Source organism: Mycobacterium sp. NGS48, assembly GCF_059812585.1.
The window spans coordinates 399649-419717 of record NZ_JCALCY010000001.1 but is presented as its reverse complement, the minus strand read 5'-3'; the positions used below and the strand labels follow the sequence as shown (position 1 = coordinate 419717).

Genomic DNA, 20069 nt, shown 5'->3' with positions numbered 1-20069 from the left:
GCGGCCGCCACCTAGACTCGCGACGTGAGCAAGAGTCCGTTACGTCGTATCACCGAGCAGATCGCCCTGACCGCCATGCGGCCGCCCATTGCGCCGCAACTGCGCCTCTACCAACCGGCGGCCAAGCCGGTCGAACTCGACGGCAAGCGGGTACTGCTCACCGGCGCATCGTCGGGGATCGGCGAGAGCGCCGCGGAAAAGTTCGCCCGGCGCGGCGCCACCGTGGTCGCCGTCGCCCGCCGCAAAGAACTCCTCGATGCGGTCGTCGAACGCATCACGAAAGCGGGCGGCACCGCCCTGGCGATCCCGTGCGACCTGTCGAACATGGAGGCCGTCGACGCGCTGGTCGCCGACGTGCAAAAGCGGCTCGGCGGAGTGGACATCCTGGTCAACAACGCCGGACGGTCCATCCGCCGCCCGCTGGCCGAGTCGCTGGAACGCTGGCACGACGTCGAGCGAACGATGGTGCTCAACTACTACTCGCCGCTGCGGCTGATCCGCGGGATCGCGCCCGGAATGCTCGAGCGCGGCGACGGCCACATCATCAACGTCGCCACCTGGGGCGTGTTCAGCGAGGCGTCACCGCTGTTCTCGGTTTACAACGCGTCGAAGGCGGCGCTGTCCGCGGTGAGCCGGGTGATCGAGACGGAGTGGAGCCCAAAGGGTGTGCAGTCGACCACGCTGTACTACCCGCTGGTGCACACGCCGATGGTGGCGCCGACCAAAGCCTTCGCCAACCGACCCGGCCTGACCGCCGACGAGGCGGGCGACTGGATGATCACCGCCGCGCGCAGCCGACCGGTTCGGATTGCGCCGCGCATGGCGCTGGCGATCAAGGCGCTCGACATCGCAAGCCCATTCGGGGTCACCACGCTGATGAAACGGCGGGACACCGGATCGACGTGATAGACACGACGGCATGGAGATACTGGCCAGCCGGGTGTTGTTCCGGCCGGCGGACTATCAGCGATCGCTGAGCTTCTACCGGGACCAGCTCGGGTTGGCGATTGCCCGCGAATACGGCGCGGGCACGGTGTTTTACGCCGGCCAGTCGTTGATCGAGCTGGCCGGGCACGGCGCGCCAAACCAGGCGGCCGGGCCGTTCCCCGGAGCGCTGTGGCTGCAGGTGCGCGACGTCCGCGCCACTCAGGCCGAGCTCGAGGGCAGGGGCGTGCCGATCGCCCGGGAAGCCCGTCGCGAATCCTGGGGGCTGCACGAGATGCATGTCACCGATCCCGACGGCGTGACACTGATCTTTGTCGAGGTGCCCGGCGATCATCCGCTGCGTCGCGACACCCGAGGTGAACGTCGCGGAACCGAAGGTTAACCGCAGGCAAACATCTGGCAACTAGTCAGAATCACCCGCGTTTCAGAGCCTGACTTGTTCGACATTCGAACCTCCCGGCCAGCAGAATTGGCCCCGTGCACCTTGAGTTGTTCCTCCTGATCATCGTGGTGATCACGGCACTCGCGTTCGACTTCACCAACGGGTTCCACGACACCGGCAACGCGATGGCGACCTCTATCGCCAGCGGAGCACTGACGCCCAAGGCCGCGGTGACTCTCTCGGCGGTGTTGAACCTGGTCGGCGCGTTTTTGTCGACCGCTGTCGCGGCAACGATCGCCAAGGATCTGGTCGACGCTCACCTGGTGACCTTGGAACTGGTGTTCGCGGGTCTGGTCGGTGGGATCGTGTGGAATCTGCTGACGTGGCTGCTCGGGATACCGTCCAGCTCCTCGCACGCACTGGTCGGCGGCATTGTCGGGGCCATGATCGCTGCGGTCGGCGGGCACGGGGTGATCTGGAGCGGTGTCGTCTCCCGCGTCGTGATCCCGGCGGTGGTGGCCTCGGTGCTGGCCACGGTGGTCGGAGCAGTCGGCACCTGGCTGGTTTACCGTCTGATCCGCCGCGTTCCAGAGAAGCGCAGCGAACGCAGCTTCCGCCGCGGCCAGGTGTTCTCGGCGGGCCTGGTGTCGCTGGCCCATGGCACCAACGACGCGCAGAAGACGATGGGTGTGATCTTCCTGGCGCTGATGTCCTACGGCGCAGTCAGCAAGAGCGCCACCCTGCCCCCGCTGTGGGTCATCGTGTGCTGTGCGCTGGCGATGGCCGCGGGAACCTACTTCGGTGGCTGGCGGATCATCCGCACCCTGGGTAAGGGTTTGGTCGAGATCAAGCCGCCGCAAGGCATGGCGGCCGAATCATCTTCGGCCGCAATCATCTTGCTGTCCGCCCACTTCGGGTACGCGCTCTCCACCACCCAGGTGGTCACCGGTTCGGTACTGGGCAGTGGCGTGGGTAAGCCCGGCGCCGAGGTGCGCTGGGGCGTGGCGGGCCGGATGGCCACCGCGTGGGGGGTGACGCTGCCGTCGGCGGGCATCGTCGGCGCCGTCACCTACCTGCTGGTGCACAGCATCGGCGGCTACCTGGGCGTGATCGTCGGCTTCACGCTGCTATCGGCGGTATCGCTGGCCATCTGGCTGCAGTCGCGCAAGGTGCGCGTCGACCACACCAACGTCAACAGTGAATGGGCCGGCAACCTCACGGCCGGGCTGGACTCGCCCAACGGCCAGGCTCCCCACGTCAACGGGCAGGTCCACGAACTGGATGCCGGTGCGCTGGCCGACCACCCTGAGTCCACCCCACGTCTGTACGCGTCGTGAGCACCTGGTTCAACTATGCCGCGACCCTGAAGATCCTGGTCTTCGGGTTGCTGGTCGGCGCTGCGCTGCCGGCAATGTTTGCGCTCGGCGTGCGGCTCGGCGCCGCCGGCGCCGGAATCAGCGGCGACGCCGTCACCCGGAAACGTCCCGCACTGGTCGCGCTCGGCTGGACGATGTACGCCATCGCGCTGGCGGCGGTCGTGATCGGCGTGTTGTTCATCGCGCGTGACTTCATCGGACACCACACCGGCTGGTTCATCCTCGGCGCCAAACCCACGTAAGCTCGAATTCGTTGCCCAGTTATGCGTAGCGGGGGAGTTGACGCAGGTGTGAACCGATTCCTCAGTTCGATCGTCACCTGGCTGCGCGCGGGATATCCCGACGGCGTGCCACAAACCGATTACATCCCGTTGCTGGCACTGCTGTCCCGACGGCTGACCAACGACGAGGTCAAAGCGGTGGCCAGTGAACTGATGCAGCGTGGCGATTTCGATCAGATCGACATCGGCGTGGTGATCACCCAGTTCACCGACAACTTGCCGGCCCCAGAAGATATCGAGCGGGTGCGGGAACGCTTGGCTGCCAAGGGCTGGCCGTTCGATGATGTCCGCGAGGAGCGCGAATAGCCGTCCTGCGCGCACTTGCCGTCCCGCCGGGTTCTGCAGTGCGCACGCTGATGCCGGCGCTGGAAGCTGTTCTGTCCGGCCGTGATTCCGCGCTGCTGCCGGTACCCGCTTCGGCTTCCGGGGTGTCGGGGTTGGGGGTTGGCGAGCAGATCGACGACGAGGTGGCGCTGGTGGTGACGACGTCGGGAACCACCGGTGCGCCCAAGGGTGCGCTGCTGACCGCTGCGGCGCTGACCGCCAGCGCCTCGGCCACCCATGCGCGTCTGGGCGGACCGGGCCGCTGGCTGCTGGCGTTGCCGCCGTATCACATTGCCGGCGTGCAGGTGCTGGTGCGCAGCCTGTTGGCCGGGACCGAGCCGGTCGAGCTCGACGTATCCGCTGGGTTCGATATTGCCCAATTACTTTCTGCCGTCGAGCGTCTCGGCCCCGGGCGGCGTTACGCGTCGCTAGTCGCCGCGCAGCTGGCCAAAGCGTTGTCCGATTCGGCGGCCACCGCCGCCTTGGCTGTCTTGGACGCTGTTCTCATTGGCGGTGGGCCTACGCCGCCGCCAGTGCTGGAGTCAGCTGCAGCCGCAGGCATCGCCGTGGTCCGCACCTACGGAATGAGCGAGACCGCCGGCGGGTGTGTTTACGACGGTATGCCGCTCGACGGGGTGCGGCTGCGGGTGGAATCTGATGGCCGCATCATGATCGGCGGTGCGACGCTGGCCAACGGCTATCGCAATCCAGCGGATCCCGACCCGTTCGCCGAGCGCGGCTGGTTCCGCACCGATGACATTGGCGCACTGGATGATTCGGGAGCGCTGCGAGTGCTGGGCCGGGCTGACGAGGCGATCAGCACCGGCGGGTTGACCGTGTTGCCGCAGCCGGTGGAGGCGGCGCTGCGCACGCACCCCGCTGTCGCCGACTGCGCGGTGTTCGGAGTCGCCGACGATCGGCTGGGTCAACGGGTGGTCGCCGCGGTGGTGGTGGCAGATGGTTGTGCCGCACCGACATTGGAGGACCTGCGGGCACATGTGGCCAGCACGCTGGACGTCACGGCGGCGCCACGCGAGCTGCACGTCGTCGATGCGCTGCCAGTGCGCGGCATCGGCAAAGTGGACCGCCAAGCGTTGGCGCGCCGGTTCGGCGAGCAGCTACGCTGACACGACATGACGGGCGACATTCATCCGGAAGTAGCCGCACCGCTGACGGATGCGCGGCGGTTGGTGTCGATCATGGACGACCAGCTTCACAAGATGACCCATGCGACATTCACGGCCACCGACGATGCCGACTCGGTTGAGGTCACCCTCAACGGGCATCGTCAGTTAACCGGTGTCGTCATCCGCAATGGTCTGCTGCGGTTGGGTGCAGAGACCGTCGAGCAGCGTCTCAACGAAGCGCTTCGTCACGCCACCGATGCCGCATCGGCCTCGATGGTGGCCGATCAGAAGCGGATCGACGATCTGATCGAGCACCTCACCGATGGGTGACGATTATCAAAGCCGCCGTATGACGATCGCGCGGTAGATCCAGCCCGCACCGATGATCGTCTCCTTCAGAACATTTTTGAAATCCTTGGTGTTGAACCGGTAGAGCTGGCCGTTCACCTTGCCCTCGGCCTTCTCGTCCAACTGGCCTTGTTTCCAAGTCTGCCGAGAGCTGGAGAATCCATCACTATCTGTAGTTGTTTCCCAACCGAAACAACGGTCCCTCGACCTGACCTCGTTCGCGTCGGGGTGAAACCGTAGATGGGTTGCGAAAGTGTCATTGACCCCGACTTCGGTCAAGATGTCCTTCCAGTAAGGGTCGGTGGTCTTCCACTCCGCCACCAAGTCAACCTTCTCTGGACTACCGTCCCGCACCTGCCACGGAGATGTGGGGTGGTTCAACCCCATTAACCGCAGGCGTAGCTCTTCAGGGTCGACAGCCAAGACATCAGGATCGGGCCTGGTGATACCCCGGATACGATCACGAAATCCCATGCGGACTAGTCAATCATGGCAGCGGACAGCTACGACCGCGATCAGGCGCGCGCTCAGAGCCGGCGCAGGACCAGAGCCCGGTATATCCAGCCAGCCTCGAGGACGGTCTTCTTAAGGACATCTTTGAAGTCTCTGGTATCGAAGCAGTAATGCTGGCCGTTCACCGTGCGTTCGGATGCGTCATGCATCTGACCGGTCTTCCAGCCCTCGCGGTAAGAGGAGTTTCCGTCAGAATCTGTGTACCAATCTCCGCTAAAGCAGCGGTCTTTCGACCGGACCTCATGTGCGTCAGGGCGGAACCGTAGTTGGGTAGTGAACGTTTCGTTGAGCCTGACTTTGGCGAAGATTTCCTGCCAGTGCGGGTCAGTTGTCTTCCACTCCGCCACTAGGTCGACTTTCTCGGGCGCACCGTCGCGTACTTGCCATGCCGCGGAGGGTTGATTCAACCCCATCAACCGCAGGCGAAGCTCTTCCGGGTCGACAGTCAAGACATCAGGATCGGGCCTGGTGATCCCCCGCACACGGTCGCGAAATGCCATGGAGACTAGTCAACCACAACGCCAGGCCAGAACTGCCGTGTGTATCCGAGAAGCCCACATTCCTTCTAGCGCAGCTTAGTTCATGGGTTTGTCGTCGGTTACCGCGTCGAATTTGACATTGTCACCGTCAACGCCGGTAGTCGTCACGGTCACACGGTATTTCGTGCCTCCGTCGGTCAGCACGCACCGCTGTGTCGCGCCTACCTTGCCCGGAAGATCGCCGTCGCAAACGACGGAATCAGCCTCCTCGCCAGCGTTGGCTTCAAGCTTTTGCTTAACAGTCGCCGCCAGTTTGTCCTTCGGCACGGCCACCGATTTACCAACTTCCCCGTGCACTGAGCACCCGCTTAGAAGAACGATTGTGCCCAACAACGATGCCGCGATACTGCGTCCTATTGTGCGTTCCATCCGTGCCATGTCTCACCAACCCCATCTGATCTCGTGAACTTCACTACGGCAGTTGTCAAACCATCGGCCGCTCATCGATCTGGATGTCGAACTTGATGTCCCCGTCATCGACATTGAGGACGGTGACGGTGACACCAAGCTTGTCCGCGCCAACGATCAACGCACACCGCTGGATCGCGCCGACCTCCGCACGCAGACCGCCGTTGCATACCAACTCGTCGGCCTTTTGCTCCGCAAACTGCTCAATAAGCTCCTTCACCCGGATCTCTAACTGTTCCTTCGATACCTCGCCAGTCTGATTCGGGTCCCGCGGTGCCTGATCTCTCGCAGAAACCGTAGTACCGGCGACCTCGGCACTGATCGAGTCCATGAATTCCACGACCGCAGATTTCGCGACGTCATAGACGTCGTCAGGCGCGCTAAACAGAAGCTGCAACAGGAGAAGTATCGTCGGCTCGTTGGTGGGAACCTCGAACAGGAATTGAGACTGCATGATATCGACATCGCGCCCGCCAAGATTGACCGTGAATCGAAGCTCTTGGGCGTATTGACGCGGCGGTGAATCAGAAATCAGACCTTCTCGCAGGACAGCTATGCTCTCCGCTTGGCCTTCCAAGCTTCGTCGATAGTCGGCAGCCAACAGCGCCAAATCATCACCGGCGTTGATCGCCTGCTCAGAGACCGTGATGTTCGTCGTGAACGGTCTGTCGAGGTCCGCCTTTCTCACTAGCACCATCGAGGCGGCATCTTCGTTCACTACTTTGGGTTCAACCGAGATCCAGCCATCTGGAACGGATCCCGTCAGTTCGAAACCCTGGCTTGCCACGTCACCCCTTTAGAATCCGAACCACTTCGCCACCTTTTTTGCGCCGTCCTGGACGGTGTGCGTGACCTTACCCGGATCGATCTCGACGTTGAACGAGACCTTGCCGCCGACGCCCAGACAGGCTCCGAGTTCGCCGCCGACCTTGAGCTTTCCATCCTTAATACCGGCGTTCACGTCTGCCGATGCGCCGATGCCAGCTTGCAACTCTCCGTGCCCCCCAACGCCAACGCCACCTACCTCCCCCGAAAGGTCCCCGGTGACGCGCCCGCCCGCAAATGCCTCGGCGTGAGCATTCACTCCGTCCTTACCGATGGACGCGTTGGCCTTGGCGTTGGCCTCGACAGCAGCCCGGCCACTGACTTCTCCAGAGGCGATGCCCCACTTGCCCGAACCTTTTGCCTCCGCGCCTACCAGGGTGGCGTTGGCGTTCGCACCCGCCGAAATACCGTTGGAAGAGGCTTTCGCGTTAGCGCCCGCCTGAGCAGTGAAGGCATCCATGCTGACGTTGCCCTTCACGGTGGGGCCATTTTCACCGAACTTGTGCTCTCCCTTCAGGAGATCCTTGTCGACGACCGCGCCAACTTTTCTCGTCTTAGCCTCGGCGACTGCTACCTGCGGGCCCTTATCCGGTTTCTTCTTCTTCGGGTCGCCAAATTCCTTGGGCTTCGGTTTCTTCTGGTATTTCGGGTCGTCCCATTTTGGTCCGTCCTTGGTGAGCGTCACCTCATGCTTGCTGTTCTTGACGGCCCTGGCCAGCAACCCGTCTGCGTTGTCGGCGGCGGTACGCAAACTATCGATCGTCGCCTGCGTGCTCTTCGTCATGGTCTGCACGAGCCGCTTGGTCTCGTCGCTCAGCGAGTCGAGATTGGGCGGCGGAATCGCCCTACTGGTCTCCGGATCGATCCGAATTCCCCAACTGGCGGCGCTGGATCGAAGTGAACTCAGCTCGGTCTTGATCTGGTTGACCTCGTTCGCGGCAACTCGGGTGGCATTCGCAATGCCAGAGGCATCCTGGCCGTGAGTTTCGAGTCCAGTGGCGTGCAGCTGGGTTCGTGCCAATGCCGCCGTGGACGCCGGACCTTTCCAGGAGTCGAATGCGGATAATCCGCCCAGTGCGCCGCTTGCCTGTGTAGTCGATTGGGCACGGTTTGTGCTTGCCTGACTGACCGCGTTGATCGCATCCGAATCCCACCGATCGATGTCGGCGATCGACAAGCTCATGAGATTAGCGCGGGTCGACCGCTGCAGCGCCGACGGACGATCCAGCGTCCTCTACCTGATCGGCAGCCTCGTCGTCCACGCCGCGGTAGGCGCGTGCGGTTTGTACAAAGTTGTGTCCGTGCGTGGTGAGATCGCTGTGGTGTGCCTGGGTCGCCTCGCGCCATTCAGCGGCCTTTGCCGCCAGCGCTTGGGCGGACTGGCCGACCCAGCCGGCGTGCGATGCGGCGATCTGCTCGTCGGCTGCAGATAGTTCGGAGTGCAGGGTCTGCGCTACCTCGTGCAACTCGACGCCCGACGCGTGCACCGCGGCGGGATCTACCTTCAACTCACCCATGAGAGCCCCAATACTTTGGCCGACTTTGGCGCCCGGACCGAGTCATATTCGGTCGGCGAAAGTATCGTATCGCGGTCCTAGGGGGCGCTAGAGCACCAAATTTTGGGCGCGTGAGCTGGGTCAGCGACCGGTGCTCGCGCTACCGGAACCGCTGCTGCTCGATCCGGAACCACCCGATCCGAAGCCTCCACCAGAGCCGAAGCCGCCCGAACTACTGCCGCCAGAGCCAAACCCGCCGCCGGAGCCGAAGCCGCCAGAACCACTCGACCCGAAGCCGCCGCCGCTGCTACCAGAGCTGCTACCTGAGCCGGACCCGCCGGACCCGAAGCCACCCCCACCGGTGCTACCCGAACCACCGCTGGAAGAGCCGCTTCCACCACCGATACTTTCGGAACCGCTTCCGCCGCCGGTGCTACCCGAGCCGCTCTCGCTACCAGACCCGAAGCCACCCCCACCGGTGCCGCCCGAACCACTTCCGCCGCCGGCGCTACCCGACCCCCCGCCGGAAGACCCGCTTCCGCCACCGGTACTGCCCGACCCGCTGCCGCCGCCAGTGCTGCCGGAGCCGGAGCCGGTGTTACCTGACCCGGCGTTACCTGAGCCGCTCTCGCCGCTACCAGACCCGACGCCGCCCGATCCCGTACCGCCGCTACCGCTTTCGTTGCCGCCAGTCCCGCTGCCACCGTTATGGCTGCCGCCGTTCTGGCTGCCCCCGTTCTGACCGCCGCCATTTTGGCTGCCACCGTTCTGACTCCCGCCGTTCTGGCTCCCGCCGTTCTGGCTCCCGCCGTTCTGACCGCCGCCGTTCTGGCTCCCGCCGTTCTGACTGCCGCCGTTCTGACTCCCGCCGTTCTGACTCCCGCCGTTCTGACTCCCGCCGTTCTGACTCCCGCCGTTCTGGCTCCCGCCGTTCTGACTTCCACCGCCTTGGTTACCGCCAATGCCGATCGGTCCCTGCGGCACATGAATGGGAAGTGGAATCGGTATCGGGATGGGAACCGGATTGAACCCAGGTGCCGGCGGGGCGGCAGGGGGTGCTTGGTCGACCGCGGGAGGCGCAGCCGGCGCAGGCGGCGCGGCGGGAACCGGCGCAGGACCCGAGACGCCCTGCGGGGAACCGCCGGGGCTGACTGCCGGCGGCTGCACTTGCGGACTCGGCGCGTTAGGCGCCGGCAACACCGGCATGAAGTTTCCCGGCACCGGTTTCTGTTGCTGCTGCTGCGGTTGCACGTGCGGCTGCGCCGGATTGGCCGCGGTTGGGCGGACACCGATCGTCACTGCGACGGCCAGCGCAGCGCATCCCGCGACCAAGATCCCGCCGACGGAGCTGCCGATCAGCAAGGCACGGCCGACCGGCGCTGCGACGCCCATCGCTTCGGTTTGGTCGTAGTCGTACTCGTACTCGTCGTCGTCTCCGGCGTACTCCATCGAAAGCAACTCGGAGTCGTCGTCAGTCATCGAGTAGGCCAGCTGCGGACCAGAATCGGTCATCTCCGCCGCCGGCTCGTTGATCGTCGTCGCGTCGCTGGGCATGGCCGCATCGGCCATCGCGGCTGCCGGTGCCAGCATCGTCGAGTCTTGCGCTGGTATGGCTGCTTGGGTCGTTGTCGCCGAGCCCGCGGCCACGGCAGCGGCCCGCGCCGTTGCGAACGCAGGATCGTCCGGCAACGATGAGGTGGCTCCGTCCTCGTCGGCGTCGGCGGCGGCGCCAGAAGACGCCATCAGCGATGTCTCCGCCTCGGCCTCGGGCAATAACGTCACATTCTCGACGCCGGAATCGTCGAGCGCCTGGCGCAATTCATCGGCTTGACGCTGATCCGACCACCACAGCCGAGTCCCGACCAGCCGATGGTCTTCTGCTGCCAGTAGCCGATGCGTACCGACCACCGTCTCGGCCAGCTTGTCGATGGGGTCCGCCCCTACATCGACCACCGACTCGTCGATCACCACATCGCTATCGGCCCCCGCGCCGACCAGCGTCAGGCGGGCAACCGGACCGTCCACCGCGACGCCCAGAGCTACGTCCATCGCGGTTCTCCTCTCCTGACACTGCAGCATCAACCGTTCGGCCGACAAGGGTTCAACGATCGAACCCCGCGTCGCACTCCCGCCGAGTTAGCCAGGGTATGCCATCCCTGCGACATCTGACCGAGGATGCTTCAGGACCTGCAGCTCCGCAGTTAGCTGGCCACACCATCCAACGCGCTTCGAAGTACTGTCGGTTCCGTGAGCAACGGCCGCGACGACACGCCTGCTGCCCGTCACGGCGGCAAACCAAGGATTGCGCGCATACCGGCTGAGCAACCACCGCGATCGCTGGTGAGCCGTAAGTCGATCCGCCGATGGAACATCGGCTGCGAGGTGACCGCCGTCGTTCTGTTGGTCCTTGCGCTGGTTTTCCCGTGGAATCTGTATTTCGGCCTCACCGTCCCCGGTAGCCATCGCGCAGTCTTTGCGCTGCTGATCGCGTGCACGGTTCTTTCGCTGGCAGCTATCGCCGGCGGCCGACGCGTCGGTCCTGCGGTACGGGTCGCCCTCAACGTCCCATACCTGCTGCTAGTGCTGGGCTTTGTGGTTTTCGACGTGGTCCAGACCGTGCGATACGGCGGGAGCGCGACGGTGCCGGGCGGTGTCGGGCCGGGGGCATGGCTTGGCGTCGCCGGCGCAGTCTTGAGTGCGCAGCCGTCGATCACCGGCACCGTGGACGACGACAGGCTACGCGGGTGGCTGCGTTCCGCGCCGCTGGTCGGCTACGCATCGATTGTTCTCGCGCTGCTGAGCGTGGTGTTCAACCTGTTCTGGCGGATCAAAGCCGCGCTGCCCACGGGTTCATCCAGTTTTGGCAAGCAGAATCTCGCAATCATCGCGACGGCCGTCGTGTATGGCATCGTGGCGTTGATCGCCGTTGTGGTGGCATCTCGATGGATTCTGCAGCGCAGCACGGATTCTCGACTGGCGGTGGTTGCGCTGGGAGCATCGACACTGGTTGCCGGGCTGATCGTGTGGAGCCTGCCCATCGGTCGCGACATCGATGGGTTTCACGGTATTGCACAAAACACCTCGACGGCCGGAGTCGGATTCGAGGGCTATCTGGCCTGGGCGGCGGCCGCAGCGATATTCGCACCGCTGACGCTGCTGCGCATCCTGACCGACCAGCAGATCGCTCAGAGCATTTGGCGGCGGACTGCACGAAAAGGCTTGCTGATGATCATCGTATGGAGCATCGGCTCGGTGTTGATGCGACTCACCGACATCGTCGTGTCCGTTGTTTTGGACCTGCCGTACTCGCCCTACGACAGCGCGGCGATGGCCGCGTTCGATCTGGTCACCGCGGTGCTTGCAGTGTGGCTCTACCTCAACTTGGTCAACCGCGCACTGCCGGTGGCCGTGATCGCATCACTATGCGGAGTTCTGGTCGTGCTCACGGTTTCTCGGATCGTGATAGGCGTCGCACTGGCTCCCCGGCTGGCCGGTCCCGTCGACGCGAACCCGGTCTATGGCAGCAATCTCGCACAACAGATCACCAGCACGTTCGACGTCGTGCTGTGCGGGCTGGCCCTGTGCATTCTGGCCGTGGCTATCGGCACCGGTCGACTGCGCCAACGACAGCCACTCACCACTGCCCGGCCGGTCGCCGTCGACGAAGCGCCGCGGATCTACCGCGACGACTCGTCACCCACCAAAGAACCCAGGATCTTTAGGGCTTTCGACGACACGACCTAGCGGACTCTTACGGCAGGTCGAATGGCAGCTCGACGCCGCTCTGCGACAGGCACTGCGTGCAGGTGTGCTCTCCGGCGACCTGACCGATGGCCTCATACACCAGCTTCTTGAACGGCTCGATGTTCTTCTCGAATTCACTGAACACGTCGATAGCCGTCACCCCCCCGCCCACCTCGATGCCGGCGTCCAAATCGGTCACCAAAGCGATTGCCGCATAGCATATTTCGAGCTCACGAGCGAGGACGGCCTCCGGATAGCCGGTCATGTTGATCAGAGTGAACCCGGCGGCGGCGAACCACCGGCTTTCCGCGCGGGTGGAAAACCGCGGTCCTTGAATCACCACCATGGTGCCGCCGTCGACCACGCCGGGCAGTCCGGCGACCGCGACGCGCAGCATCGGACAGTACGGGTCGGCGAAGGCCACGTGTGCGCCGCCGGACTCGAAGTACGTGTCCGCGCGACCGCGGGTGCGGTCCACCAATTGATCGGGCACCACCACCGAGCCGGGCCCGAGGTCAGCGGTCAGGCTTCCGACCGCACACGGCGCAAAGACTCGTCGCACACCCAGCGCGCGCAGCGCCCACATGTTGGCCCGATACGGCACGGTGTGCGCCGAATACTGGTGGTTGGCCCCGTGACGAGGCAGAAAGGCGACCTCGTGCTCGCCGACGGTGCCAACCGTGACCGGGGCGCTGGGCTCGCCGAACGGGGTGTCGAGGTTGACGCGGCGCGCGTCGGATCCGAAGAACGTGTAGAAGCCGCTGCCGCCGATCACTCCCAACATGTACGCCGCTCCTCCTCATCGCTTCGCTCTGCATCGTCGCCGGCGAGCACCTGCTCATTGTCATACAGCGCATGGAACGATCGATGGGTGGCCAGCCTTACGCAGTGGATCGCCGGCGCTAGACCGCGCACGCTTCCCAACGCGGTTGCCCCCGTCATTGCGGGCACCGGGGCTGCGGCGTGGCTACACGCCGCGGTGTGGTGGAAGGCGTTGCTGGCGCTGGCTGTCGCGCTGGCCTTCATCATCGGGGTCAACTTCGCCAACGACTACTCCGACGGCATCCGCGGCACCGACGACGACCGGGCCGGCCCGGTGCGGCTGGTGGGGTCGCGGCTGGCAACGCCGCGGTCGGTGCTGGCGGTGGCCGTGGTGAGCCTGACCGTCGGCGCAATCGCCGGGCTGGTGCTGGCTTGGACGAGCGCGCTATGGCTGGTCGCGGTCGGGCTGGCCTGTATCGCCGGCGCCTGGCTGTACACCGGCGGCTCGAAACCCTACGGCTATGCGGGTTTTGGCGAAGCAGCGGTGTTCGTATTCTTCGGACTGATCGCGGTGTTGGGCACTCAGTACACGCAGGCCTTGCGGGTGGACTGGGTGGGACTGACGCTGGCTGTGGCGACGGGCGCGCTGTCGTCGGCGGTGCTGGTGGCCAACAACCTGCGAGACATCCCGACCGACGCGCAGTCCGGCAAGATCACGCTGGCGGTGCGGCTGGGCGCGGTCCGCACTCGGGCCCTCTACCAACTGCTGCTGGCGCTCGCCGCGGCGCTGACGCTGGTGCTGGCGGCGGCCACCCCGTGGTGTCTGCTGGGCATGATCGCCACGCCGGTGGCGCTGCGGGCGGTGGCGCCGGTGCGATCGGGCCGGGTGGGCGCCGAGCTGATTCCGGTGCTGCGGGATACCGGACTGGCGATGCTGATCTGGTCGATCGCCGTTGCGGTGGCATTGACTGTCGCCGTTTGACTCTGCGTCTATCGCGCAGAAGTGCGAGTAGCGTGCCTGGTCACCGCAGAGTCAACGGAGGGGAACTCAGTCGTCGCCGGATGGCTCTTCGCCGCGCAGCCGGGCCCGCAGCTGGTCGCGGTCGCGGCGACGGCGCTCGCTGACCGCCTCCAGCCCGGAGGTGGCCCGTCGACGCAGCGGGCTGAACAGCCAGATGCCCAGCGGCATGGCGATCACCAGCGCGAATAGCACCGCGATGACCACCGGGAAGTCGTGTACGCCCAGCAGTCGTGCCAATCCGTAGATGCCCGCCGCGAGCACGAGGACCAGAATCAGCCGGGCCGCCGAGTACAGCACGATGTCAACGACAGCGCGGCCCGCGGAGCTTCGACCTTCTGCCACAGCTCGAGCCTACGGCGCGGGTATATTCGGTCCAAGGAGGTGTTGAGTGCTCTACCTGCTCCTCGTCCTGGTTTTGGGGACGCTGATCTACATCGGCTGGCGGGCTGCGCGTTCGCAGGTGAACCGGCCGAAGACGCGCGTCATCGGACCCGACGATGATCCGGAATTCCTGTGGCGGTTAGGCCACGGCGATAACAACCCGCGTTAGATAAAGGCGGTATTCCGCCGCTCGTCGTTCGGGAATCCGTCGGCGACCACAGCTGCCAGCTCGATGAGCGCTTCGCGGGTTTCCCGCCTCAGCCGCTCCAGGCTGATCTCGGCGCCCTCCTCCAGATGCGGGTCGAACGGCACTAACCGCACCGCGCGGCAACGTCGGGAAAAGTGGTCGACCACCTTCTGCATGTCGACCTTGCCGGAGCGGGGCCGGACCGCGTTGATGACGGCGATAGCCCCGCGTACCAAATCCTCGTGGCCGTGCGCATCGAGCCAGTCCAGCGTCGCCGAGGCGCTCCGCGCCCCGTCGATCGATCCCGAGCTCACCACGATCAGCGCGTCGGCCTTGGACAGCACCGCCGACATCGCCGAGTGCAAAAGCCCTGTCCCGCAGTCGGTGAGCACCAAGCCGTAATACCGCTCCAGGATCTCCAGCGTCTGGGTGTAGTCGTCGGCGCTGAACGCCTCCGACATTGCCGGATCGCTCTCCGACGCCAAGACTTCCAGCCTGCTGGGCCCCTGCGAGGTGTAGCTGCGGACATCGCTGTAGCGCTGGATACCCTCGGCGTCCCGCAGCAGGTGCCGGACGGTGGCCGGCGTCTCCAGCGGCACCTTCTGGCTCAGCGTGCCGCGGTCCGGATTGGCGTCCACGGCCACCACCCGGTCTCCGCGAATCGACGCGAACGTAGCGCCCAGCGTGGCGGTGATCGTGGTTTTGCCGACGCCGCCCTTCAACGACAGCATCGCGATGCGGTAGCAGCCCCGCAACGGACGGTTGACCTGCACGATCAGGTCGTTGTAGCGATTGACCCGCGGGCTTTCCCCGACGTTGATCAACTGGCCCGACAAAACGTAGAGCCACCGCCGCCAGCCTTCCGACGGCGGCGGCTTGACCTGCCGTAACAGCGTGCTGGTGGACAGTTCCGGGTACGGCGACGGCGGGTGGTGCGTAGGCGTGACACCTTGGCGGAACGCGGTGTTGCCCGTCGTCTCAGGTGCCCGCCCGGCCCGCCCGGCCTGCCCGGGCTGATAGCCGCCGTAGGGCGGTGAATCGACCACCCGGGGAAGTCCTTTGGCCGGGGTGGCCGCCCATGCCCGCGGCTCGATGCGGGTTTCCGGGGCCAACCCGCCTACCGTTTGGTTCTCGCTGAAGCGGCGCTCCGTGCGAAACCCCGCAAAGGCCTTCGTCTCGGCTGCGCTGGTCTTGGAGTCCGGCTCACCCGGGTGGGGCTGGGGCGGCAACTCCGTTGTCGGATGGTCTTCCGGGCTTCGAGGCGTTCCGGAGCCCGGGGTCGGATGCTCAGACACGTGCACTTCCCCTCGTTGCTGTACTCGGGTCGCTTGTTATCGCTCGGATAACTCTTAACAACTTGCCCTGTTAACGAACATATCGCAGCGCCGCCCGACGCCTCTGCTGTGCAGGTCAGCCCACGCCCGCATAGGAGTGCAGGCCGACGGTCACCAGATTGACGAAAAACAGGTTGAACACCATTGCCACGAAGCCGACCACGTTGATCCAGGCGGCTTTCCTGTCCCGCCAGCCCGCAGTCGACCTGGCATGCAGGTAGGCCGCGTACACCACCCAGGCGATGAAGGCCACCGTTTCCTTGGGATCCCAGCCCCAGTACCGGCCCCATGCTTCCTCGGCCCAGATTGCGCCGAATATCACCCCGAAGCCGAAGACCGGGAACCCGAAGATCGTCGTCCGGTAGGCGATGCGGTCCAAGGTCTGCGCGTCGGGCAGCCGCTGCACCATACGAGCCAATCCGCCCGCGGTTTGCGGATCGCCGAACCGCGAGGTCTGCAGCAAAAACAGGATGCTGGCCACGCCGGCTACCAAAAACACCCCCGAGCCCAGGCTGACCACCGACACGTGGATCGGCAGCCAATACGACTGCAGCGCCGGCATGACCGGCGCGGCGTTGGCGTACAGCCAGTGTCCGGACACCGCCAACAGGATCAGCACCGGCAGCAACAGGAAGACCCACAGCGGGCGGTACTGCGGCCGGCGCAACACAACCGCACCGGCGATCAAGCCGCAGAAGCAGGTCAGGTTGATGAACTCGTACATGTTGCCCCACGGCACCCGCGCGGTGGCCAGGCCACGCAGCACGATGCAGGCCAGCAACAGCCCGATCCCGACGTAGACCAGGGCCAGACCGCCCCGGCCGATGCGTTCGTCGAACGGCCGCCGTGGTGCGTCCAACACGACGCCGGGTGTCGTGCTGTCGGCAGCGACTCCCGCGCTGACCAGCTGACGCTCGTCCCGCCGGGTGCGGGCATAGGCGAGCTCGACGGCCAGCAGCAGTAACGCGACGACCAAGACCACCAGCGCCGAGGTAAAGGCCCAATCGGAGGTACGCGCCAACCCCACGTCGATGTTCGGGGTGTTCATCTCGCGTCCTTTCCGGTGGTGCCGACGGGTTGGCGCGTCGCGGCGTCGAAACCTGTCAGCAGCCGGCCGGTCAGCCGTTCGAATTCGTCGCCCCAGCCGGAATTGTCGGTGCGGGCCAGGCCGCCCAGCTCGACGTTTACCGTAGCCGTTGCCTCGTCCGGGACCATCCGCACCCAGACCCTCCGCCGTCGCACCAGCAGCGACACCAGCAGCCCGGCCATCATCGTGATCGCCGATACCAGCACCCAGACCTGGCCGGGGTCGTGGGAGACCTGCAGGTTGATGAACGGGACGGCGCCGTCGAAGCGCACCACCGTGCCGTCCTGGTCGAGTCGGACTTCGTCGCCGGCGCGCAGGTTGACCCGCTTGAGCTTGATCAGCCGGTGCTGGTCGATCAGCCGGGGATCCAGGGTGTACAGCGACTGCGGCCGGCCGGTGTCCAGGCCGGTGTCGCCCTGATAGATGTCGATGGCCACCGCAGGGGCGTTCAGCGCGGGAAAGCTCGACGACAGCAGGGTGCCGTCGAGCTGCTCGGTCGGGGCGAGCAGGCCCTGGATCGCCAGCTGGTGTTGGCGACGCTCGGCGGGATCGGGATAGCTGCCGGCCGGCGGGTCGATCCGCGCCACACCCGACGACAGCAAGGTCTGCGGGTTGTCGGGTCGCCATTGCACGGTCGACGTGCGGGTCCGCCCGTCGGGGAATGTCACGGTGAACGTCGGGGCGTAGCCGTGGCCCTGTAGGTAGATCCGGTCGCCGCCGGTGCGCAACGGATGGTTGACCTCCAGCCGGTAGGGCTGCCAGGTGTTGCTGGTCAGGTTGGCGCCGGTTTGGTAGTCGATGTCGGCCGCGAACGACGTGGCCTGTCCCGACGGCAGGTAGTGCGCATCGAAGTCGTTGACGCGGATACAGATCGGATGCAGCGAGGTGCCGTCGACGGTGTTGCCGGCGCGGAACGAGTCGAACGCGGCCGGCGAGGCCGAGCAGAAGCCGGGGCCGCCGTCGGCGATGACGATCACGTTGCCCTCGTAGCCGAACATCTTGCCGACACCGACCGCCACCAGCAGGCCCAGCAGCGCGAAATGGAAAGCCAGGTTGCCGAATTCCCGGAGATAGCCCTTCTCGGCGGAGATTTCGACAGTCTCGTCGTGCCGGCGGATGGTTTTGCGCCAGCCGCGCAGCCGGTGGGCCATCGTCGCGGCCAGCACGTCGGGGTCACCGGCGATCGTGGCGGTGGCGTGCTTGGGCAGCCGGGCCAGGTTGCGGGGGGCGCCGACCGGGGTGGAGCGCAGGCTTTTGGCGTGTTCGATCATCCGCGGGGTCAGGCAGCCGACCAGCGACACGAACAGCAGCACATAGATCGCGGTGAACCAGAAGCTGCCGAACACGTCGAACGCCTGCAGTCGATCCAGCCATGGCCCGATCACCGGATGGGTCGCCAGATACTCGTCGACCTTGCTGGCGTTGAGGCTGCGCTGCGGCAACAGCGCGCCGGGGATCGCGCCCAGCGCCAGCAAAAACAGCAGCACCAGCGCGGTGCCCATCGATGTCAGCGCCCGCCAGGTGTTGCGGGTTATGGCGAGCAGACGCAGAATCGCACGGCGCGGCTCCCGCGCGTGCGATTCTGCGTCTGCTCGCGCCCCCACTAGATCGGCAGCCTCACGTCGGTCACGAACGCGTCGCGCAGCCAGGAGACGAAGTCGTTCCACACTCCGCTGACCAGCGCCGCGCCCACCGCGATCAGCAGCACGCCGCCGATGATCTGCAGTGCCCGGGTGTGCCGGCGCAGCCAGCCCAGCCCGGCCACCGCGCTGGCCGACCCGAACGCCAACAGCACGAACGGGATTCCCAGGCCGAGGCAGTAGGCGATCACCAACACGATGCCGCGGGCCACGCTGGCGCCGTCGGTGGCCGAGGCGACGGTGATCACCCCGGTCAGCGTCGGCCCCAAACACGGTGTCCAGCCCAGCGCGAACACCGCGCCCAGCACCGGCGCCCCGGCCACCGTCGACAACTGCCGCGGCGTGAAGCGGGCCTGGCGCTGCAGGGCCGGGATAAATCCGATGAAGACCAGGCCCATCACGATGGTCAGCACCCCGCCGACCCGCTGCAGCAGCAGTTGATTGCTGATCAGCGTGGTGGTCATGCCCAGCACGGCGACGCTGCCCAGCACGAACACCACGGTGAAACCGGCCACGAATAACGCCGCCGCCCCGGCGACCCGCCACCGCGCGGTCGGCGGCGCTTTGAGCGCACCGGCCCCGGGCGCTTCGTCGACGCCGACGACTGCGGCCAAGTACGACAGATAGCCCGGCACTAGCGGCACCACGCACGGCGAGGCGAACGACACCAGTCCGGCCAGAAGGCAGACCGCCAGCGCCACCAACAGTGGCCCCGCGGCGGCGATTTCAGTGAACCCGCTGCTCATTGCGGTCCCGGCGGCGCCTGATCCTCGGCTGCCAGCCGCTCGACGACCGGCTGCAGGTCTTCGGCGAGCAGTTCGCGCAGAAAGACTGCGGCCACCCGGTGCTGGCGGTCGAGCACCAGGGTGGACGGGATGACCGTGGTGGGGTATTTGCCGCCGAACGCGATCATGGTCCGCATCGCCGGGTCGTAGATCGACGGGAAGGTGACGTGGCGATCGGTGACGAAGTCCTGGGCGGCTTGGCGGTTGTTGTCGCGCACATCGATGCCCAGAAACGCCACCCCGTCGTCGCGGGTGGCGTCGTAGACCTGCTGCAGGCGGGTGATTTCGGCTCGGCACGGCCCGCACCACTGGCCCCACACGTTGATGACGACGACCTTGCCGGGGAAGTCGTCGAGCGACAGGGTGCGTGCCGGGTTCATCAGGTCCAGTCCGCTCACCGGCCCGGGGCGGCCCCGGTGGTCGGGCGGGTCGTAGAAGATGTCGGTTTTCCCGCCGGGCGCGACGAATTCGAAAGTGCCGCCCTGGGCGACGGCGTCGTCACCGGTCGAGCAGCCAGCGAGTAGACCGGCCACCGCTGCGGCGACGATCGCCAGCCGCCACATG

24 protein-coding genes are annotated in these 20069 nt (G+C 65.8%); 10 read left to right on the top strand and 14 right to left on the bottom strand.

All coding sequences use genetic code 11. The annotated features are described in order from the left end of the window. Positions 1 to 24: 24 nt before the first annotated feature. The 7 genes from AC5Y42_RS02050 (at position 25) to AC5Y42_RS02020 (ending at position 4765) form a co-directional block, all read left to right on the top strand. Entirely contained in the window at positions 25 to 906 is an 882-nt protein-coding gene (locus tag AC5Y42_RS02050; RefSeq protein WP_499895380.1) for an SDR family oxidoreductase, read from the top strand. Between the two features lie 13 nt (positions 907 to 919). After that, positions 920 to 1327 (top strand): VOC family protein, encoded by a 408-nt coding sequence (locus AC5Y42_RS02045; protein WP_499895378.1) that lies wholly within the window; start codon positions 920 to 922, stop codon positions 1325 to 1327. A 95-nt stretch (positions 1328 to 1422) separates the two neighbouring features. After that, entirely contained in the window at positions 1423 to 2664 is a 1242-nt protein-coding gene (locus AC5Y42_RS02040) for an inorganic phosphate transporter (protein WP_499895376.1), read from the top strand. Beyond that, the gene (locus AC5Y42_RS02035; RefSeq protein WP_499895374.1) at positions 2661 to 2945 is read left to right on the top strand and encodes a hypothetical protein; all 285 of its coding nucleotides are present in this window, start codon (positions 2661 to 2663) and stop codon (positions 2943 to 2945) included. Before AC5Y42_RS02040 ends, AC5Y42_RS02035 begins: the two co-directional genes overlap by 4 nt. A gap of 48 nt (positions 2946 to 2993) precedes the next feature. After that, positions 2994 to 3290, top strand: a complete 297-nt coding sequence (locus AC5Y42_RS02030; protein WP_499888719.1) for a DUF3349 domain-containing protein — start codon at positions 2994 to 2996, stop codon at positions 3288 to 3290. 50 nt (positions 3291 to 3340) lie between these two features. Then, complete coding sequence (gene menE, locus AC5Y42_RS02025) at positions 3341 to 4435, top strand: o-succinylbenzoate--CoA ligase (RefSeq protein ID WP_499895845.1); 1095 nt, start codon at positions 3341 to 3343, stop codon at positions 4433 to 4435. A 6-nt stretch (positions 4436 to 4441) separates the two neighbouring features. After that, positions 4442 to 4765, top strand: coding sequence for a YbaB/EbfC family nucleoid-associated protein (locus AC5Y42_RS02020; protein WP_499895373.1), 324 nt, complete (start codon positions 4442 to 4444; stop codon positions 4763 to 4765). Between the two features lie 6 nt (positions 4766 to 4771). Here AC5Y42_RS02020 and AC5Y42_RS02015 read toward each other — a convergent pair whose 3' ends face one another. The 7 genes from AC5Y42_RS02015 to AC5Y42_RS01985 form a co-directional block, all read right to left on the bottom strand. After that, positions 4772 to 5257, bottom strand: a complete 486-nt coding sequence (locus AC5Y42_RS02015) for a hypothetical protein (RefSeq protein WP_499895371.1) — start codon at positions 5255 to 5257, stop codon at positions 4772 to 4774. A gap of 53 nt (positions 5258 to 5310) precedes the next feature. After that, a complete protein-coding gene (locus AC5Y42_RS02010; RefSeq protein WP_499895369.1) occupies positions 5311 to 5796 on the bottom strand; it encodes a hypothetical protein in 486 nt (161 codons plus the stop codon). A 75-nt stretch (positions 5797 to 5871) separates the two neighbouring features. After that, the gene (locus AC5Y42_RS02005) at positions 5872 to 6204 is read right to left on the bottom strand and encodes a DUF4333 domain-containing protein (RefSeq protein WP_499895843.1); all 333 of its coding nucleotides are present in this window, start codon (positions 6202 to 6204) and stop codon (positions 5872 to 5874) included. A 55-nt stretch (positions 6205 to 6259) separates the two neighbouring features. After that, complete coding sequence (locus tag AC5Y42_RS02000; RefSeq protein WP_499895368.1) at positions 6260 to 7030, bottom strand: DUF4333 domain-containing protein; 771 nt, start codon at positions 7028 to 7030, stop codon at positions 6260 to 6262. Positions 7031 to 7039: 9 nt separating this feature from the next. Then, a complete protein-coding gene (locus tag AC5Y42_RS01995; RefSeq protein ID WP_499895367.1) occupies positions 7040 to 8245 on the bottom strand; it encodes an Rv0964c family protein in 1206 nt (401 codons plus the stop codon). A 10-nt stretch (positions 8246 to 8255) separates the two neighbouring features. Continuing rightward, a complete protein-coding gene (locus AC5Y42_RS01990; RefSeq protein WP_499895366.1) occupies positions 8256 to 8585 on the bottom strand; it encodes a WXG100 family type VII secretion target in 330 nt (109 codons plus the stop codon). A 120-nt stretch (positions 8586 to 8705) separates the two neighbouring features. After that, positions 8706 to 10613 carry a DUF7159 family protein gene (locus tag AC5Y42_RS01985; protein ID WP_499895364.1) on the bottom strand — a complete coding sequence of 636 codons (1908 nt, stop codon included), beginning with the start codon at positions 10611 to 10613 and terminating at the stop codon, positions 8706 to 8708. A 252-nt stretch (positions 10614 to 10865) separates the two neighbouring features. Between AC5Y42_RS01985 and AC5Y42_RS01980 the strand changes: the two genes are divergently transcribed. Continuing rightward, entirely contained in the window at positions 10866 to 12308 is a 1443-nt protein-coding gene (locus AC5Y42_RS01980) for a DUF7937 domain-containing protein (RefSeq protein WP_499895841.1), read from the top strand. 7 nt (positions 12309 to 12315) lie between these two features. Here AC5Y42_RS01980 and AC5Y42_RS01975 read toward each other — a convergent pair whose 3' ends face one another. After that, positions 12316 to 13092, bottom strand: a complete 777-nt coding sequence (locus tag AC5Y42_RS01975; RefSeq protein WP_499895362.1) for an S-methyl-5'-thioadenosine phosphorylase — start codon at positions 13090 to 13092, stop codon at positions 12316 to 12318. An 87-nt stretch (positions 13093 to 13179) separates the two neighbouring features. Between AC5Y42_RS01975 and AC5Y42_RS01970 the strand changes: the two genes are divergently transcribed. Next, positions 13180 to 14052 carry a 1,4-dihydroxy-2-naphthoate polyprenyltransferase gene (locus tag AC5Y42_RS01970; protein ID WP_499895361.1) on the top strand — a complete coding sequence of 291 codons (873 nt, stop codon included), beginning with the start codon at positions 13180 to 13182 and terminating at the stop codon, positions 14050 to 14052. Positions 14053 to 14118: 66 nt separating this feature from the next. Here the strand turns inward: AC5Y42_RS01970 and AC5Y42_RS01965 are convergent, their stop codons facing one another. Continuing rightward, complete coding sequence (locus tag AC5Y42_RS01965) at positions 14119 to 14433, bottom strand: DUF4229 domain-containing protein (RefSeq protein WP_499895359.1); 315 nt, start codon at positions 14431 to 14433, stop codon at positions 14119 to 14121. A 46-nt stretch (positions 14434 to 14479) separates the two neighbouring features. On the opposite strand from AC5Y42_RS01965, the gene AC5Y42_RS01960 reads away from it, so the two are divergent. Further along, a complete protein-coding gene (locus tag AC5Y42_RS01960; RefSeq protein ID WP_499895357.1) occupies positions 14480 to 14641 on the top strand; it encodes a hypothetical protein in 162 nt (53 codons plus the stop codon). Here the strand turns inward: AC5Y42_RS01960 and AC5Y42_RS01955 are convergent. The 5 genes from AC5Y42_RS01955 to AC5Y42_RS01935 all read right to left on the bottom strand — a co-directional run bounded on the left by AC5Y42_RS01955 (position 14638) and on the right by AC5Y42_RS01935 (position 20068). Further along, positions 14638 to 15954 carry a MinD/ParA family ATP-binding protein gene (locus tag AC5Y42_RS01955; protein ID WP_499895356.1) on the bottom strand — a complete coding sequence of 439 codons (1317 nt, stop codon included), beginning with the start codon at positions 15952 to 15954 and terminating at the stop codon, positions 14638 to 14640. The genes AC5Y42_RS01960 and AC5Y42_RS01955 overlap by 4 nt on opposite strands. A gap of 115 nt (positions 15955 to 16069) precedes the next feature. Then, a complete protein-coding gene (gene ccsB / locus AC5Y42_RS01950) occupies positions 16070 to 17041 on the bottom strand; it encodes a c-type cytochrome biogenesis protein CcsB (RefSeq protein ID WP_499895354.1) in 972 nt (323 codons plus the stop codon). Continuing rightward, the gene (locus tag AC5Y42_RS01945) at positions 17038 to 18582 is read right to left on the bottom strand and encodes a cytochrome c biogenesis protein ResB (protein ID WP_499895839.1); all 1545 of its coding nucleotides are present in this window, start codon (positions 18580 to 18582) and stop codon (positions 17038 to 17040) included. Before AC5Y42_RS01945 ends, ccsB begins: the two co-directional genes overlap by 4 nt. Before the next feature lie 101 nt (positions 18583 to 18683). Next, on the bottom strand, positions 18684 to 19466 hold the full coding sequence (locus AC5Y42_RS01940) for a cytochrome c biogenesis CcdA family protein (protein WP_499895353.1): 783 nt from the start codon (positions 19464 to 19466) through the stop codon (positions 18684 to 18686). Beyond that, positions 19463 to 20068 carry a TlpA disulfide reductase family protein gene (locus AC5Y42_RS01935; protein ID WP_499895352.1) on the bottom strand — a complete coding sequence of 202 codons (606 nt, stop codon included), beginning with the start codon at positions 20066 to 20068 and terminating at the stop codon, positions 19463 to 19465. The genes AC5Y42_RS01940 and AC5Y42_RS01935 overlap by 4 nt, the downstream gene beginning before the upstream one ends. Between the last annotated feature and the right edge of the window lies 1 nt (position 20069).